The sequence below is a fragment of the Paraburkholderia sp. JHI2823 genome (assembly GCF_038900695.1).
GTDB classification, from domain to species: domain Bacteria; phylum Pseudomonadota; class Gammaproteobacteria; order Burkholderiales; family Burkholderiaceae; genus Paraburkholderia; species Paraburkholderia mimosarum.
On record NZ_JAYMRY010000006.1, the window covers coordinates 73,642 to 89,703 of the forward strand.

The following is a 16,062-nucleotide window of genomic DNA, read 5'->3' on the forward strand; positions in this document are numbered from 1 at the left end:
GACCGGAAAGCAGAACGGGCGGCGAGGTTCACACCTTCGCCGCCCGTTTGTTCACGCCGCCTGGAAATGAGGCATGCGCCTCACACCTGCCCTTTCGCCACTTCCTCGGGCTTGAGTTCGACGATGGCATCGAGCGCGTCGCGCACGTCGAGCGCGTATTTGGCAAGACGCTTCTGCTCGTCCGTTTCCGGCACGAACGGCGGCACGGGAATCGGGTTGCCGTTTTCGTCGACGGCCACGAACACGATCAGACAGTCGGTGGTGAGGCGCAGCTGGCCGCTCTTCGGGTCGCCGGCGTGCACGGTGATGTGGATGTGCATCGATGTGCGCCCCGTGGCGACCACGCGCGCGCGCAGTTCGACCATGTTGCCGACGAGTATCGGGCGGCGAAAGCGGATGTTGCCCACGCTCACCGTCACGCAATAGCGGCCGGACCAGACGGCGGCGCACGCATAGGCCGTTTCGTCGATCCATTTCATCAGCGCACCGCCGTGCACTTTGCCGCCGAAGTTGACCGAGGTCGGCTCGGCGAGAAAACGGAACGTCGTTTCCGAACGGTCCAGCGGCTGGGCAGGCATCTTCATCTCGGCTTGGCTCATGGCGATTCCCGCTTGGGCGGCTCGTTTCGTGGGGTATGGAGGCGTCGATTATACGAGGGCAATAAGACAAACGCTGGCGTCTGCAAACGGCCGTAACCGCCTCAGGAAAACAGCCTGACGCGCCTCGTCAATTCGCAGCGAACCGCGCCCGATAATCGAGCGGAAGCACGCCGTAGTGCCGCTCGAACGCGCGCCGCAGGTTCTGCTCGGTCCCGAAGCCGCAGTCGGCCGCGATGCGCTTGAGCGGCCGGCGCGACTGCACGAGGGCGTGCGCGGCGGCCTCCACGCGCATGGCCGAGACCGTGCGCGCCGGCGTGCGCCCCACCGCCTCGACATAGCGGCGCGCGAAGGTGCGCGGGCTCATGCGCGCTTCCTCGGCAAGACGCTCGACGTTCAGCTCGCCGCGCAGGTTCGCGGCCATCCAGCCATGCAGCGCGTCGAACTCGCCGCCGGCGGTGTCCTGCGCCGTTAGCGCCTCGCTGAACTGCGACTGGCCGCCCGGCCGCTTCATGAACACGACGAGGCGGCGCGCCGCCTGCATGGCAACGGCATGGCCGCAGTCCTCTTCGATCAGCGCGAGCGCGAGATCGATGCCCGCCGACACGCCCGCCGAGGTCCAGACCACGCGCGCGTCACGCTCGTCGCGAATGAAAATCGGCTCGGGATCGACCTCGACGCGCGGGAAGCGCCGCGCGAGCTGCGCCGCGTTGCGCCAGTGCGTGGCGGCGCGCCGGCCGTCGAGCATACCCGCTGCGGCGAGATAGAACGCGCCCGTGCAGACGGACGCGACGCGGCGCGCATATGGCGCGGCAGCCGCGATCCACGCGACGAGTTCCGGTTGCAGTTCGGTCGTGTCGCCGATGGGCACGCCCGGCACGATCAGCGTATCGATCGTGGCCAGATCGAGCGTGTCGAGCCGCTCGGTGACGACGGGCAGGCCCGCGAAGGTCGGCAGCACGCCGCCCGCCACCGAGGCGAGCGTCGTGCGGTAGGCGCATGGCGCGCTGGCTGGCGCGCTGCCGCTCGAGCCGCAAACGCCGCTTGCTCCACGCATCGCCAGTTCCGCGCGCCAGAACGCCTCGACGGGGCCGCAGGCATCGAGCAGCACGAGTTCAGGGGCGACGGCGAACACGACATGGCGTGCGGCAGCGGCATGGGGCGAAGTGTGAGATGACATGGCGGCAAAGTCGATGCGAACGGGACGTTTGCATGATTCCACGCGGGCGTCTGGCAGTCACGTCAAACCGGCATCAAATCCTGCCAGTCACTTGTGGAAGGCGACGCCCTCGTCGACCGTGCCGTACATCGTGATGCCGCTCGCGCCGCTCGACGGCGCCAAGCCGCCTTGCGCGCAGGCCACGCACAAGGACGCGAGCGCGGCGGCGACGAAAAGACCCAGGAAGCGTTTCATGAAGGGAAAGCAACGTGAAAGATCCGATTCTAGCGCGGCGCCGGGCGCGCCGCCGTACGGGTGCAGGCGGATCACCTCCAGTGCCACGCGGCTGCAATCGACGCTTCATGCCAGGCTGAAACGTCGATGGCGCTGTTCCTCTACAGTAGCCGTGTGGGCGGCATCTGCTGCCATCGCAAGCCATGAAGGAGCCGCCATGAACCTCCCCGCCACTGATGCATCGAGTCACTTCCCGGGACTCGCTCGCGTTGCCGCGCTACTCGCCGATCCGGGGCGCGCCGCCATGCTGTGGGCGCTCATGGACGGCAGCGCGCGACCCGCCGGCGAACTCACGATGATCGCGGGCCTTTCGCCTTCGGCGGCGAGCGGCCACCTCGCGCGCCTCACCGAAGGCGGACTGCTCGCGCTCGACGTGCGCGGCCGGCATCGCTACTACCGGATCGCCACGCCCGAGGTCGCTGCGACGATCGAGGCGCTCATGAATGTCGCGCACGCCGCCAACGCCACCAGCGCTCAACGACCCGAGCCGCGTTCCGTGCGCACGGTGCCGCTTGAGATGCGCCATGCGCGTACATGCTACGACCACATGGCGGGCGAGGTTGCCGTGCAGGTGTTCGAGCGCCTCGTGGGAAGCGGCCTGCTCCTGCGTGACGGCGACACGCTCGAAGCCACGCCCGAGGGCGCGGCACGCCTCGCGACCTGGGGCGTGGACGTCGCTGCGCTGCGCGCGCGCCGGCGGCGCTTCGCCTGCACCTGCCTCGACTGGAGCGAGCGCAGACCGCATCTGGGCGGCGCGCTCGGCGCGGCGCTGCTCGATTCGTGGACGCTCAGCGGCTGGATCGAACGCACCAACCGCCCGCGCGTGCTGCGCATCACCCCAAAGGGACAAGGCGAGTTCGACGCGCTCGCAGGCGTGTAGTGCGCTCGTCGAACCAGGCCAACCGGCTGACGAATACCCGCGAGGATCGCCGTTGCCGGGCGCAAAAAACCGGCGTTTCAATCGCAGTCACACGTTCTGTTACATATGGTGCATAAGCCCTAACAAATCCATGCGCATGGAAACAATCCCCGCAGATACAGTGCCCTGCATGGGACGCCGCAAATTCGCCGGCGCTCCGTGCCCTGCAAGGGTGGCCCGACCACACGCCAAAGCGCCTGGTCCCGCCGACAGGAGAACGAACATGACAACGCGCACGCCTACGATCACCCAGTTTCGCCGCACCTCCCGCCGCACACTGTTCGCGCTCGCCGCGCTGAACCTCGCGGCCGCGCCCGCGATCTTTGCACAGGCCGCGCCGCCCGAAGGGGCGACCGCGACGGGCGGCGATCCACCGAGCCGCGTCGCGCGTCTGGACTACATGGCGGGGGCCGTGACCACGGAGCCGGCGGGCGCGAGCGACTGGTCGTACGCACAGCTCAATCGGCCGCTCACGACGGGCGACCAGCTGTGGAACGACGCGAACGGGCGCTCGGAACTGCACATCGGCTCGACGGCCGTGCGCCTCGGCGCGCAGACGAGCCTCGACGTCCTCAACCTCGACGATCAGACCGCCCAGCTCAAAGTCGCGCAAGGCACGCTTTCCACACGCGTGCGCGACGTTCCGGCCGGCACCTCGTATGAAATCGACACGCCCAACCTCGCGCTCGGCGTGACGAGCCCCGGCGACTATCGCGTGGACGTCGCCCCTGACGGCAGCACCACGACGATCACCGTGCGCAGCGGCAACGTGACTGTCTACGGCGAAAACGGCCAGATCCCAATGACGGCCGGCCAGCAAATCCGTTTTTCCGGCACCGATCTGCAGCAGGTGACGAGCGACGAAGCGCCGCCGCCGGACGCCTTCGATCAATGGGCGCTCGCGCGCGATGCGGCCGCGGACCGCTCGGTCTCGGCGCGCTATGTCTCGCGCGATGTGCCCGGCTACCAGGACCTAGACAACAACGGCACCTGGCGCAGCGACCCGCAGTACGGCGAAGTCTGGACGCCGAATTCGGTGCCCGCGGGCTGGGCGCCGTATCACGACGGCCACTGGGTCTGGCAGGCACCGTGGGGCTGGACCTGGGTCGATGACGCCCCATGGGGCTTCGCGCCTTACCACTATGGGCGCTGGGCCTACGTCGACGATTCGTGGGCGTGGGTGCCGGGACCGCTCGTCGAGAGCGCGCCGCCCGTCTATGCGCCGGCGCTGGTCGCGTTCGTGGGCGGCGGAGACGGCGGCCCCGACTGGAGCGTGAACCTCGCGGTGGGCGGCGTCGCGGCCGCGGGCGTCGCCTGGTTCGCGCTCGGGCCGGGAGAGCCGTGGCACCCGCACTGGGGCGGCTGGAGCCCGCACTACTACGACCGCGTGAACCAGACCGTCGTCATCAACAATTACCGGCGCGACGTCAACATCACGAACATCAACGTTCACAACACCACCTATGTGAACTATCGCGCGCCGGGCGCGGTGACGGCCGTGCCCGCTACCGCCTTCGTCCATGGCCAGCCGGTGTCGCGCTTCGCCCAGCGTGTGGATCCGCAGCAATGGCGCCATGCGCGCATCGAGCCCGGCACGCCGGGCATCGCACCGGTCAAGGGGAGCTTCGGGCCGAACATGCGGCGCGCCGACTACAGGCCGCCCGCAGTGCTCAATCAGCGCCAGGTCGTCGCCACGCGCGCGCCGGTCGCGCCGCCCGCATTCCACGACAACCTGGCGCAGCGGTTCGCCCATGCGGGCGGTACCGTGCCGGGCGCGGGGGCGCCCGTGGTGCGTGTCTCGTCGCCGTCGCACGCATCGTTTTCACCGTTCTCCCCGGCCTCGCGGGGTGTGGAACCCGTCCAGAACGTGCGCGTGGTACCGCCGCATTCGCCGGTCCTTGGCGCGGCTGGCAGGCCAGCTAACGACGCGCAGGCGCAGGCGGGCCGGACCGCTGGATTCCCCCGTTCGCCGGCCGGCGCGCCGCAATCCGCGGCACCGGCCGCCAATGCGATGCCGCGCGGCCCCGAACGTGGCCAGCCTGGCGCGCCGCCCGCCGCCGCGCAGGAACATGGTGTGCCTCGCCCACCGCAGTTCGCCGGCCGTCCGGAAGGCGGCATACCTGCCGCGGGCCAGCCCGCTCAGCAAGTGCTGAACGGCGCGCGCGGCGAAGCCCACCAGCCATCGTGGACGCAGCCGCACACGCCGATGGCTATGCGTGGCCAGCCGGGCGCTAATGAGGCGAGCCGCCCGCCCGCGATCGCGATGCAGCAGCCGCGTGATCTGGCACGCGCGCAAGCGCAACCTCAGGCGCAGCCGCAGCAACCGCAGCAACGGATGCCCGAGCCCGGCACCGCGCAACACGTTCCGCCGATGCCGCCGCAAGCGCAAGCCCGGCCGGCGCCGCAGGCCGAGGCGCGCGCCGGGCTCCGTCCCCAGGCGCAGCCCGATGCTCAGCCGCAACAGCGTGCGGAGTTCCACCCGCAACCGCAGCCACAGCCGCAGCAACGCGTCGAGGCTCGCCCGCAGCCTCAGCCGCAAGCTCAGCCGCAGCCACGCCCGGAATTCCACCCGCAGCCGCAACCGCAACCGCGCGCCGAGGTCCGCCCGCAGCCGCAACCGCAGCCACGCGCGGAATTCCATCCACAGCCGCAGCCCCAACCGCAGCCCCGTGCGGAATTCCATCCACAGCCGCAGCCCCAACCGCAGCCACGCCCGGAATTCCATCCACAGCCGCAACCCCAACCGCAGCCCCGTGCGGAATTCCACCCGCAGCCGCAACCCCAACCCCAACCGCGTCCGCAGCCGCAACCGCAACCTGCGGCTCATCCGCAGGAGCGCGCGAGCGGTGGCAATCACGACGATCGCCACCACGGCTGAGCTGATCGCCGCGCCAACAACGACAAAGCCCGCGAACGTCGCCGTTCGCGGGCTTTGTCATGGCGCCGACACTTCAAACGCCGACGGCTGCTGCCGCCTCACACCGCCATGGGTGCGGTGAGTGGCTCGTGATGCCGATAGTCGACGAGCGAGAAGTCGGAGGGCTCGACCTTGTCGAGCCACTCCGGCTCGTAGATTCCGGTCTTCGCGTACTCGGGCACACGCTCCGAGATGGCGAGGCGTGGGCTCTCGTAGGGCTCGCGGCGCAATTGCTCGTTGAGCATGTCGAGCTGGTTCTCGTAGATGTGCGCGTCGCCGATGAAATACGTGAACCAGCGCGGCGTATAGCCCGTCAGCCGGCCCACGAGATGGAGCAGGACCGCCCCCTCCGTGAGGTTGAACGGCGTGCCCAGACCCACGTCGTTGCTGCGGATGTAGAGGCACAGCGAGATTTCACGCTTCGTCGGATTCGGCAGGAACTGGTACAGCAGATGGCAGGCCGGCAGCGCAATCTCCTCGAGCACCGCCGGATTCCAGGCGTGAAACAAGATGCGTCGGTCAGCGGGGTTGCTCATGATCGTATCGAGACACTGGCGTAGCTGGTCGATCGCCTTGTAGAGCAACACTTTTTGCCGGCCGTCCTCGCTGAACTGCGCCACTTGCGCGTAGCCGCGCGATTGCGCGTCGGCGAGCTGCGCCGCCGCATCTGCGTCCAGCACCTTGTAGGCGGGCCAGCGGCGCCACTGCACGCCGTAGACCTCGCCCAGGTCGTCCGTGCCCTCGCGGTACGGATTGGCGAGCCACTGGGCGTTCTCGTTCGCGTTGGCGTCCCACACCTTGCAGCCGAGCGCGCGGAAATCCGCGGCGCTGCGCGAGGCGCGCAAAAACCCGATCAGTTCGCCCACGGCCGATTTGAACGCCAGCTTCTTCGTCGTGACCGCCGGGAAGCCCGCTTGCAGATCGAAACGCAGCATTGCGCCCGGCTGGCTGATCGTGCGGATGCCGGTGCGGTTTTCCTGCCAGGTGCCGGTGTCGAGAATCGAGCGGACGAGCTCGAGATACTGTTTCATGCGCGCTTCCCTCGTCGGACGGCTGGCGCCCGGTTCGGATTCAGGATGGAAAAACAGGATTTTACCCGTCGCGCGCGACCTGGGTCGGACGCGCCAAAAGCGCGCGGTCATGCGGTCACGGGAACCCGGCGCGAACGCCCGCGGGACGGGCTATCGGCAGGCTGGAACGAGCTGGCGCAGAAGCGGAGGGAAGCGAAGCGAGGAACGAAGCGTGACAGCAAAACCCAGCGGAACCGGGCGGCGAGAGCGACGCCACGCGCTCAGTGCACGCCGCACTGATGCGCCGCCCCTGGCGCCCAGCGTCAACGGCCCGAGGCCAGGCCGCCCGGGTGCGGTGCGAGCGGCTCGCTTTCCATGTGGCGCATGCCGTGCGCGCAGAGAAGCCGGTAAAGGGTCACGCGCGAGATGCCGAGCTCGTGGGCGGCATCGCCAAGACGTCCGCGGTGACGCAGGAGCGCAAGCTCGATCGCCTGCCGCTCGGCGGCCTCGCGCGCCTGGGCAAGCGACACGGGCACCACCTCGACATAGTCGCCGAGTTCCAGATCGCGCGCCGTGATGGCGCGGCCTTCCGACATCACGATCGCGCGCCGCACGCGGTTGATGAGTTCACGCACGTTGCCGGGCCAGCTGTAGTTGTGCAGGGCCGCGATGGCGTCGGGCGAAAAGCCGCGAAGACGCCGGCCGCCGTCCTTCTTGAAGCGCTCGAGCATGTGCCGCGCGAGCAGTTCGATATCTTTTCCGCGCGCGCGCAGCGGCGGTTCGTCGATCTGCAATACGCACAGGCGGTGATACAAATCCTGGCGAAAGCGCCCTTCCACCATCGCCGCGCGCATATCGACGTGGGTGGCCGAAATGATGCGCACATCCACCGGAATCGACTGATGGCCGCCAAGGCGCTCGATCTTGCCTTCCTGCAGGAAGCGCAGCAGGCTCGCCTGGCTTTCCATGGGCAGGTCGCCGATCTCGTCGAGAAAGAGCGTGCCGCCGTTGGCCGCTTCGACGCGCCCGATCTTGCGCTGACTCGCGCCCGTGAACGCGCCGCGTTCGTAGCCGAACAGTTCGGATTGCAGCAGATGCGGCGGAATCGCGCCGCAGTTGATCGGCACGAAGGGTGCGTTGCGGCGCGACGACCGCTCGTGGATCGCCACGGCCGTGAGCTCCTTGCCCGTGCCCGACTCGCCCGAGATGAACACCGGTGCGTCGGTCATGGCGACCTTGCGGATCGAGCGGAAGAGCGCGAGCATCGCCTCGCACGAGCCGACCATTTCGCCTTCGGCGCCGCCCGTGGTGTCGTTGGAGGCCAGTTCGCCGAGCGAGACCATGCCATAAGCATGGCCGACCGAATCGACGATGCGGTCACCGTTCCACGGGACCGTTACGTAATCGAAACAGTAATCTCGCACGAGCCGGCGCAGCGTGGCATCCTGGAGCTGGCCGGTCGTGGTCGCCGCGACCCAGCCCACGTTGGGCAGCGTGAGGCACGGCTCGAACGAGCCGATCTCGTGCAGATGGAATTCACTGGAAAGGTCGAGCAGCCCCCCCGCGGGCATACCGGCACGGAACGCGCGCCGCGCGTCGCGTGCGTTACCGACGATCTCCACCTGCCAGCCACGCTCGTGGAACCGCTCGTTCAACACTTCGACCGGTTTTCGCGTCACGTACACCAATTGCCGCGTTGCAGGTTCCATTATTCAGATCCTCTTGCCAACACCATCGTTTGCGAATGACGGCACGCACCTGAATGTACAGACACGCAGCAAAAAGCGGCTTTCGCGTACCTGCAAAACAGTGAACGCGCATGCTTTTGCTGACAGTGAATCCCCGAGTTGTGGCGTGTGTGTCAACCTGCCCACGTGTGGGCCTTTTCTTATAGGTATTACGGCTTTTTCTGAAGCTTACTATAGCCTCATGGGAATTGGATAGGTTTTATGCGGATGGAATGACTCGGGGACGGATGGAAGTGTTTCCATCTCAATCCTGCCATTTTGTGAGCACAGAAATAATAACGAATGTTTCCATTCCGTGAATCTGCGACGCACCGGGCTCGCAAACGTTCTCGTTTGAAACCCTCCAGCATTGCCACGCAGGTTTAAACCTCCTGACGTTTCAGCACTGAAACATTTTGGCGAATATCTGCGATTCAAAATCTGCAGAAAATAGCGCGGCTCGAAGCGTATCAATGGATTGCGAGCGATGGCACACGTTTCGCTAAATGTCTCGCATCAGGAGATACGCCATGCGACTCATCACCCAGCAGGTCCGGCGCAGTGTCATTGGTTTGCGCAGCGCATGCGCCGCCATGCTCTTGCCCGCCGCCCTCTTCGTCGTTTCGCCCGCCGCGCTGGCGCAGTCGATCGACGAAGCGCCGGCCGCGCAGTTCGCTCGGGATTCCGCACCGCTCGCGCTCGCCAGCGTCTCGCGCACCGCCCCGGATGTCGTTCCTGCAACATCCGCCGCGCTCGTGCCGGCCACCCTCGAAACCAATGCGCAGACGAATACCCCGACGAATGTCCCGACTGCGGCCAGCACGCCCGACACGGACACGACGAACGCCGCGGAGGACAACGCCGCGCCAACCGCCAGCCTGCATGCGGCCGCCGACCCGGTTGCCTCTGGCGACGACGTTTCCTTCGCCGGCGCCGGACCGCTCGACGACCAGACGCTTGCGCGCCAGCGCGGCGGCGCGGTCGGAATGGTGATGGTGGCCGCCACGCCGCAACTGATGCGCGGCAACAACAGCGTGACGCTCTGGGACGAGATTGCGCCGCCTGCGCCGCTCCCGATTCCCGTCGACGCCACGCAGAACGCGCAGGGCAACGTCGCGAGCTACACGAGAAAGTAACGATGAGATAGCACCCGCGCCGCAGGGCGGCGCGGCGTCCGGTGCGCGGCACAACGACGCTGCGCCCGGACAAGGGACGGGCGGGGCGCCCATGCGCCGGCTTTCGTCCAGGAGGAGACCAGAATGACCGTACGGACCGTACGCAACGCGACGCGCGGCGCGAGCCGCCGCCCGCTCCAGGTGGCCGCCGCCCTGTGCGCACTCCTGGCCTCGGGCGTCACGGCTAGCGTGGCCGCCCAGCAGGTCACGAACCCGGGCGACATCATCGTCGAACGCGACATCACACCGCGCAGTGCTTTCGACAACGTGCCGAAGAGCCAGGACCCGGTGCTGGTGCGCGCCACCACCTTCCCCAAGAACAGTTACGACCCCGCAATCGCGACGCTCGTCAGCGATACGGACCTCACCAACGCGCACGGCTCGAGCGGCGTCAACGCGAACGGCGCGTTGAGCGCCCAAAACGCCGGCGTCCAGGCGCTCACGCGCATTCTCACCGGCAGCGCCACGGGCGCCAATACGGCGGCGGGACCGGGCGCGAGCGCGGGTGTCGGCGGCGGCATCGGCGGCACGATTTCCTCGACGGTCACTGGCGCGCTCGCTCCGCTCACGGGCGCCATGGGAGGCATGAAATGAGCCGTTCGATCCAGACGCCGCGCGCCTGGCGCGCTGCACTTCGCGCCGCACTTCCCGCGGCGCTCGCCTGCGCCGCAGCGCTTGGCTTTGCCGGCGTCGCGCACGCCCAGGCGACGGTAGGCGCGACGGCGGTCATTGCCCCGGGCGCCGCAACCTCGACAACCGGCGCGCTCGCGGTGAACGAAACGGCCGGCGTCGACAACGCGCAGGCCAACCAGCTGACGATCACGACGGGCACCGTGGCCATCAACCTGAACGGCGACCAGCAGCTCGCGAGCATCACAGCGCGGCTCAAGAACGCGAGCGCGACGATAGGTGCGGGAGCTTTTGCGAACACGAACGGCGCAATGATGGTGAATCAGTCGGCGGGCGTGGGCAATGTCCAGCGCAACACTGCTCTCATCGGCAGTGGTGCGATTGGTGTGGTGGCGGTCTCGGACGGCGAACTGTCCGCTGCCGCCGCCAGGAACGGCAGTCAGGGGCAATCGGCCCAGGTAGGGGGTATTCGTGAGGTACGCATCGACGGTGCGGCATTCAGGAATGCGACGGGTCTCGTGCAGGTGAACCAGACGGCCGGCGCCGGCAACGCTACGGCGAACAGTTTTGTGCTCCGTCCCCCGGCGGGCACTCTTTTTTAACTGACCACTCAGTATCGGAGCGAAATCATGAAGCGCACCCTAATAGCAGCGGCAGTTCTTGCGTCGGCGGCAGGTTCCGCTTACGCAGTTCCATCGAACATGGCGTATCTTTTCAACGCCACGAGCGTGCACGAAGGTGTCGGTGTCGAAGGGTTTGTCCTGCTGTTCGGCTGCGTCTCCGTGTCGAGCACGGCAGGCGCGGTCATCAACAACAACCAGACGACCAGCGGCGGCACGCTCCTTCCGCAAGCGCAGAGCTACACGAGCGGCAAGGTCACGACGACGTTCAACGACTACAACATCAGCGCAAAAGGGTCGGGCAACAATTCCTTCTGGAACTACTCGAACTCGAGCCACTCGAGCACGTCTTCCGAGTCGAGCAGTTCGTCCTACACGCATGACGTGAATGCCTCGACCACGAAGAGCTCGTCGAGCAATTCGAGCTTTGGCAAGACGTTCAATGCGGGCATCAGCGGCAACTATCACGTCGCGACCGACAGCGGCAACGCAAGCGCCTCGACGACCTCCAACACCTTTAGCGACACGGGCAGCGCCGGCATCTCGACGAGTTACAGCAGCCAGGGGAACAACACGTCCACGAAGTCGCAGAGCAGTAGTGGCAACCTCCAGGGCAGCGCAACGTGGGCGCACAGCGGCGACTCCAAAAACGGCAGCGCAAGCTTCAGCCTCAGCGGCTCGGAAGGCACGTCGCACACCAGGACCAACACGCACAACAACACCGACACGACGAACGTCGGCGCCGCATGGAACGCGAACAACACGAAGAACACGAGCAGCACGTCGTCCAACGCCAATTCCGCCTATGCCGACGGCACGGGCAGCGCACAGCTCTCGGTTAGCGTGAACGGCACGAGCTCGAAGACGAAGAACTCGTCGGACACCTACGCGCATACGTACAGCACCACGACCACGAGCGCGGAAACGCATAGCCATTCGTCCTCGCACAGCTCGAGCTCGAGCAGCGGCTGGGGCTACAACGTGAACGACACGCTCAACACGGTCGACGAGCACACCACGGGCTCGGTCACGCAGCACATCAACACGCAGCAGGCGGGCACGCTCGATGCCAGGACGGGCAACGGCGCCGCAACCGGCGTGACGGGCAACCTCGGCGTGAACATCGCGGAAGGCATCAACAACGCGCAAAGCAACGATGTCGCGCTCGCTTCCGTCGATATGGGCAACGTCTTCGGCAACGCGCAGATCTTCAACACGCAGGCATCCACCGGTCATGCCCACGTGAAGAACTTCAATCTGAACGCGTCGGTCGGCGACGGCTCGCTCGCGAACGTCTCGGGCAACGTCGGCGTGAACGTCGCATCGGGTATCGGCAACGCGCAAAACAACAGCCTTGCCGGCTCGGTGACGACCGCGAAGCCGGGGTCCGCCTCGACGGTCGCGATGGTCGCGACGGATAACAACGTGCAAACCGCGGCAATGAGCGCCACCGGCCAGTTCCAGGGCACGGCCAGCCTCGGCGCCAATACGCTCACCGGCGCGCAAGGCAACATCGGCGTGAACATTGCCGGCGGCATCGGCAACCTGCAGCACAACGGCCTGGCCATCGCCGCAATGAACAACGGCCACTAGGCACGACTCGCAGCACAGCAGGAACTGGGCTCGTCCCAGCGGCTAGACAGGCAATACCTCGAGAAGTACCGCGCGCCGGCTGCACCGCCGCAGCCGGCGCGTCATCAGGAGCAGGAGACAACCATGTCCGGGCCCGTATCGACCCCGGCGTCAAGGATGTTTGCCGTCGCGCTGTTGCTCTCGGGCAGCGCGGCCCTCGTGCCTGCGCACGCGCAGTCGACGCTCGACGCGACCCACCTCATCGGCGTGCCGGTGAAGCTTCCGGTCCATTCGATGCGGGACCTTCGCTATCGCAGCATCGTCAGCCAGCAGTTCGACTACAGCTGCGGCGCCGCCGCGCTCGCCACGCTGCTCAAGTACGGCTACGGCATCGACATCCCCGAACCGGAGCTGATCCGCCAGATGATGGTGTTCTCCACGCCCGAGGTGGTCGTCAAGAACGGCTTCTCCATGCTCGACATGAAGAAGTTCGTCGAGACGATCGGCTTGCGCGGCCGCGGCTTTCGCGTCAACACCGACGCGCTCTACCACCTGCAGATTCCCGTGCTGGTGCTCATGAACATCAATGGCTATGAGCACTTCGTGATCGTCAAGCACGCCGAGAACGGCCGCATCTTCATCGCGGACCCCGCGCTCGGCAACCGTATCGTCGCCGAAGACGACTTTGCGAAGACATGGAACGGCCTCGTCTTCGCGGTGCTCGGCAAACCGTTCCTGGAGGACTCTCCGCTGTTGCAGAACAACGAGTCGCTCGCGCTCAAGCTGCGCGAAAACGCCTTGCTCAACGGCACGGCGGCGACACCCTTCTTCGAATACGGCCTCGATAAGGCCGTCATGTTCTGAAGTCCCAAGAGTCATGAACCGCAACCTCTCACAGTGTGGCATCGCGGTAGCTGTCTCCGCGCTCGCCTGCGCTTTATCGAGCGGTGCGCAAGCGGCCGAAAGCATCGGCTTGCCGCAGCCGGTGCCGGCGTTCCTCTCGAACGCCGATGGACAGGCGCAGGGCATCCGCTGCGAAGCCGTCGGCGACGACGTGCTCGCGCATCAGACCGGCAAATATGCCGGCAGCGACATGATTTCGGGGTTCGTTCTGAACCTGCTTTCTCAATGGCAATTGCCCAACGGCGCGACGGCAGTTGCGCAAGGCGCGCTCGCGGTCGCCCAGAACACAGCGAACCAGGTGAGCGCGCAGGTCAAGACGCTGGCAACCGTGATCGATCCGACGCCGGGCGGGACCCCGAGCGTCAGCCATGGCAGCAATGTCGGCAATGTCAGCAATGTCGGCAATGTCACCAATGTCGGCAATGCCGGCAATGTCGGCAATGGCACAGGCAGCGGCGCCAACCCGAATGCGACGGCCACCGGCGGCCAGAACGTCTCGGTCAACGGCGTCTCGCAGATCACCCAGGTGGCCGGCAATGGCAATGCGGGCGCCAACGCCGCGACCATCGCCTATGACAACAACGCGCCGCAGGTTCCCACCCTGCCGGGCGCCAGCAACCAGCCGAGTGCGTCGGCTTCGAACGTCAACGGCAGCATCAAGGCAGGGATCTCGTTCGGCAGTAACGGCGTCAACGTGAAGCTGCAAACGCCGGCGGGCATCGCCACGCAAAGCATCGTGCCGGGCAATGCGCAGCAGGCCGGCGCGATCGCCCAGCTACTCCAGGTCGCAGGCAATAACCAGCAGGTCGCCAACCAGTTGCAACTGAGTCTGCAAACGCAGCAGATGACGTCGCAAATGATCCGGCAGTCCGGCGTATTACAGGCTCTGCGAAATCTCCACTAACCGAGCGCTCATGTACGGGCGAGGAGACCACCACGCGGGCAACGGTCCCGCGAGAGAAGCAGCAAATCGAATGAGGAGCATCGACGTGCGCGGGTATGGAACCGGGGGGTTCCGCCAGGCGCACGAGCCGGGGGAAGAAGAATGAGGATGATGTCGAGGACGGCGGCGCCGCACGTGAGGCTGGCCGCTATTCCAGCAGCAGTCATGCTGTTCGCGCTCGCGCAATCCGCCCATGCGCAGGCGCTACAAAGCCAGTCAATCGAAGAACGGCTGAATACACTCATGCGCGTAGTCGACGAGCAGCAGCGGCAGATCCAGTCACTCGAGCGCCAGGTGACGAATCTCGAAATGGCGCAGCGCGGGCGCGGCATGCCAGGCGCGCTCGCGGCATCGGACCCAACGGTCGCCGAGCAGCCCGGCGCCGACGGTCTGCCGGTGCCCTTGCCGCCGCTCGCCCAGGCGCTGCCGGGCGCAACGGCGCCGGGCGCGCTCACCGGCACCGCCACGGGCGTGCCGGTGAACCCGCCCTCGCCCGAGGCTGGAACGACCAGCGGCGCGACCGGCACGGCGGCCGCGAGCGGCCCGCAGCAGGGCGCGCCCGTGGGCGTCAACGCGGGCGCCAATCCCAACGCCAGTCCGACCGTCGGCGAGACGCAGAAGAGCGCCGAGCCGAGCCGCACGCAAGCCGAAGAGGCCGTCGTGCAGCGCGAGCACGCGCCGCTCTTCGACCACCGGCTCACCCTGGACTGGGGTATCAGCGACACCTACTACGATCGCAGGCAGCTGCAGCTCTCGGGCTTCCTCGCGCTCGACGCGATTTTCCTCGGCAACATCAATCTGGGGCAAACCAAGTCGCACCAGATCACAGCCGACCTGGACACGCGCTACGGCCTCACCGACCGCATGAGCGTGGATGTGGACGTGCCTTACGTGTACCGGCGCAGCAACTTCATCGTGGGCGGCGCGGGCGGCTCGGCGAGCACGCTTTCGGATGCCACGGTCACCTCGAACGACATCGGCGACGTGAACTTCGGGATCTACTATCAGTTCCTGAAGGAAACCAACAGCATGCCCGACGTGGTGGGCAGCCTGCGCGTGAAGACGCCGACCGGCACTTCGCCGTTCGGCATCAAGGTGCAGCAGATCACGCCCGACAACACCAATCTCGTCGCACCCAGCAAGCTGCCCACGGGCACGGGCTTCTGGAACGTCACGGCGGGCCTCTCGGTGCTCAAGACCTACGACCCGGTGGTGCTGTTCGGCAGCTTCTCGTACACGTACAACATTTCGCGCTCGTTCGCCGACATCTCCTCGGTGATCGGCCAGGTCGAGCCAGCCGAAGTGAAGCTCGGCGACATCATCCAGTTCGGCGGCGGCGTCGCGCTCGCGTTCTCGGACAAGGATTCGGCCAGCATCTCGTACACCATGGCGATCGAGCCGCAGTCGAAGACCAGGGCGCCGGGCGGTTCCTGGACCGGCGTGCCGGGCAGCGAGACGACCGCCTCGGTGCTCAACTTCGGCCTGAACCACGTGGTCAACAAACACCTGACGATCAACGGCGCGGTTTCCGTCGGCCTCACGCCCGACGCGCCGAACTTCGTCGTCGGTGTGCGTTTCCCTTACACCTTCTAATGAC

Annotated in this window: 14 protein-coding genes; 9 read left to right on the plus strand and 5 right to left on the minus strand. The window is 66.7% G+C overall.

Annotated elements, in window-relative coordinates:
- Nucleotides 1–80 precede the first annotated feature (80 nt).
- The 3 genes from VSR34_RS09325 to VSR34_RS09335 all read right to left on the minus strand — a co-directional run bounded on the left by VSR34_RS09325 (nt 81) and on the right by VSR34_RS09335 (nt 2,097).
- On the minus strand, nt 81–578 hold the full coding sequence (locus tag VSR34_RS09325) for an acyl-CoA thioesterase (RefSeq protein WP_028212903.1): 498 nt from the start codon (nt 576–578) through the stop codon (nt 81–83).
- Nucleotides 579–726: 148 nt separating this feature from the next.
- Complete coding sequence (locus VSR34_RS09330; protein WP_342962369.1) at nt 727–1,776, minus strand: helix-turn-helix domain-containing protein; 1,050 nt, start codon at nt 1,774–1,776, stop codon at nt 727–729.
- Between the two features lie 87 nt (nt 1,777–1,863).
- Entirely contained in the window at nt 1,864–2,097 is a 234-nt protein-coding gene (locus VSR34_RS09335; RefSeq protein ID WP_036019577.1) for a hypothetical protein, read from the minus strand.
- A 109-nt stretch (nt 2,098–2,206) separates the two neighbouring features.
- Here VSR34_RS09335 and VSR34_RS09340 point away from each other — a divergent pair, with 109 nt between their 5' ends.
- Complete coding sequence (locus VSR34_RS09340) at nt 2,207–2,929, plus strand: helix-turn-helix transcriptional regulator (RefSeq protein WP_028212902.1); 723 nt, start codon at nt 2,207–2,209, stop codon at nt 2,927–2,929.
- Between the two features lie 262 nt (nt 2,930–3,191).
- Nucleotides 3,192–5,846, plus strand: coding sequence for a DUF6600 domain-containing protein (locus tag VSR34_RS09345; protein ID WP_342962370.1), 2,655 nt, complete (start codon nt 3,192–3,194; stop codon nt 5,844–5,846).
- Between the two features lie 98 nt (nt 5,847–5,944).
- Here VSR34_RS09345 and VSR34_RS09350 read toward each other — a convergent pair whose 3' ends face one another.
- Nucleotides 5,945–6,916: a thymidylate synthase gene (locus VSR34_RS09350; RefSeq protein ID WP_028212900.1), complete on the minus strand. Its 972-nt coding sequence runs from the start codon at nt 6,914–6,916 to the stop codon at nt 5,945–5,947.
- Between the two features lie 302 nt (nt 6,917–7,218).
- Complete coding sequence (locus tag VSR34_RS09355) at nt 7,219–8,604, minus strand: sigma-54 dependent transcriptional regulator (RefSeq protein WP_028212899.1); 1,386 nt, start codon at nt 8,602–8,604, stop codon at nt 7,219–7,221.
- 548 nt (nt 8,605–9,152) lie between these two features.
- Here VSR34_RS09355 and VSR34_RS09360 point away from each other — a divergent pair.
- The 7 genes from VSR34_RS09360 to VSR34_RS09390 all read left to right on the plus strand — a co-directional run bounded on the left by VSR34_RS09360 (nt 9,153) and on the right by VSR34_RS09390 (nt 16,058).
- A complete protein-coding gene (locus VSR34_RS09360; RefSeq protein WP_042289680.1) occupies nt 9,153–9,758 on the plus strand; it encodes a hypothetical protein in 606 nt (201 codons plus the stop codon).
- Nucleotides 9,759–9,881: 123 nt separating this feature from the next.
- On the plus strand, nt 9,882–10,391 hold the full coding sequence (locus VSR34_RS09365; RefSeq protein WP_028212897.1) for a hypothetical protein: 510 nt from the start codon (nt 9,882–9,884) through the stop codon (nt 10,389–10,391).
- Nucleotides 10,388–11,029: a hypothetical protein gene (locus VSR34_RS09370; protein ID WP_028212896.1), complete on the plus strand. Its 642-nt coding sequence runs from the start codon at nt 10,388–10,390 to the stop codon at nt 11,027–11,029. Before VSR34_RS09365 ends, VSR34_RS09370 begins: the two co-directional genes overlap by 4 nt.
- A gap of 27 nt (nt 11,030–11,056) precedes the next feature.
- A complete protein-coding gene (locus tag VSR34_RS09375) occupies nt 11,057–12,640 on the plus strand; it encodes a cell wall anchor protein (RefSeq protein WP_342962371.1) in 1,584 nt (527 codons plus the stop codon).
- A 123-nt stretch (nt 12,641–12,763) separates the two neighbouring features.
- Complete coding sequence (locus VSR34_RS09380) at nt 12,764–13,483, plus strand: C39 family peptidase (protein ID WP_028212894.1); 720 nt, start codon at nt 12,764–12,766, stop codon at nt 13,481–13,483.
- A gap of 13 nt (nt 13,484–13,496) precedes the next feature.
- Complete coding sequence (locus VSR34_RS09385) at nt 13,497–14,426, plus strand: peptidase C39 (protein ID WP_342962372.1); 930 nt, start codon at nt 13,497–13,499, stop codon at nt 14,424–14,426.
- 141 nt (nt 14,427–14,567) lie between these two features.
- Entirely contained in the window at nt 14,568–16,058 is a 1,491-nt protein-coding gene (locus VSR34_RS09390; RefSeq protein WP_028212892.1) for a hypothetical protein, read from the plus strand.
- Nucleotides 16,059–16,062: the final 4 nt, after the last annotated feature.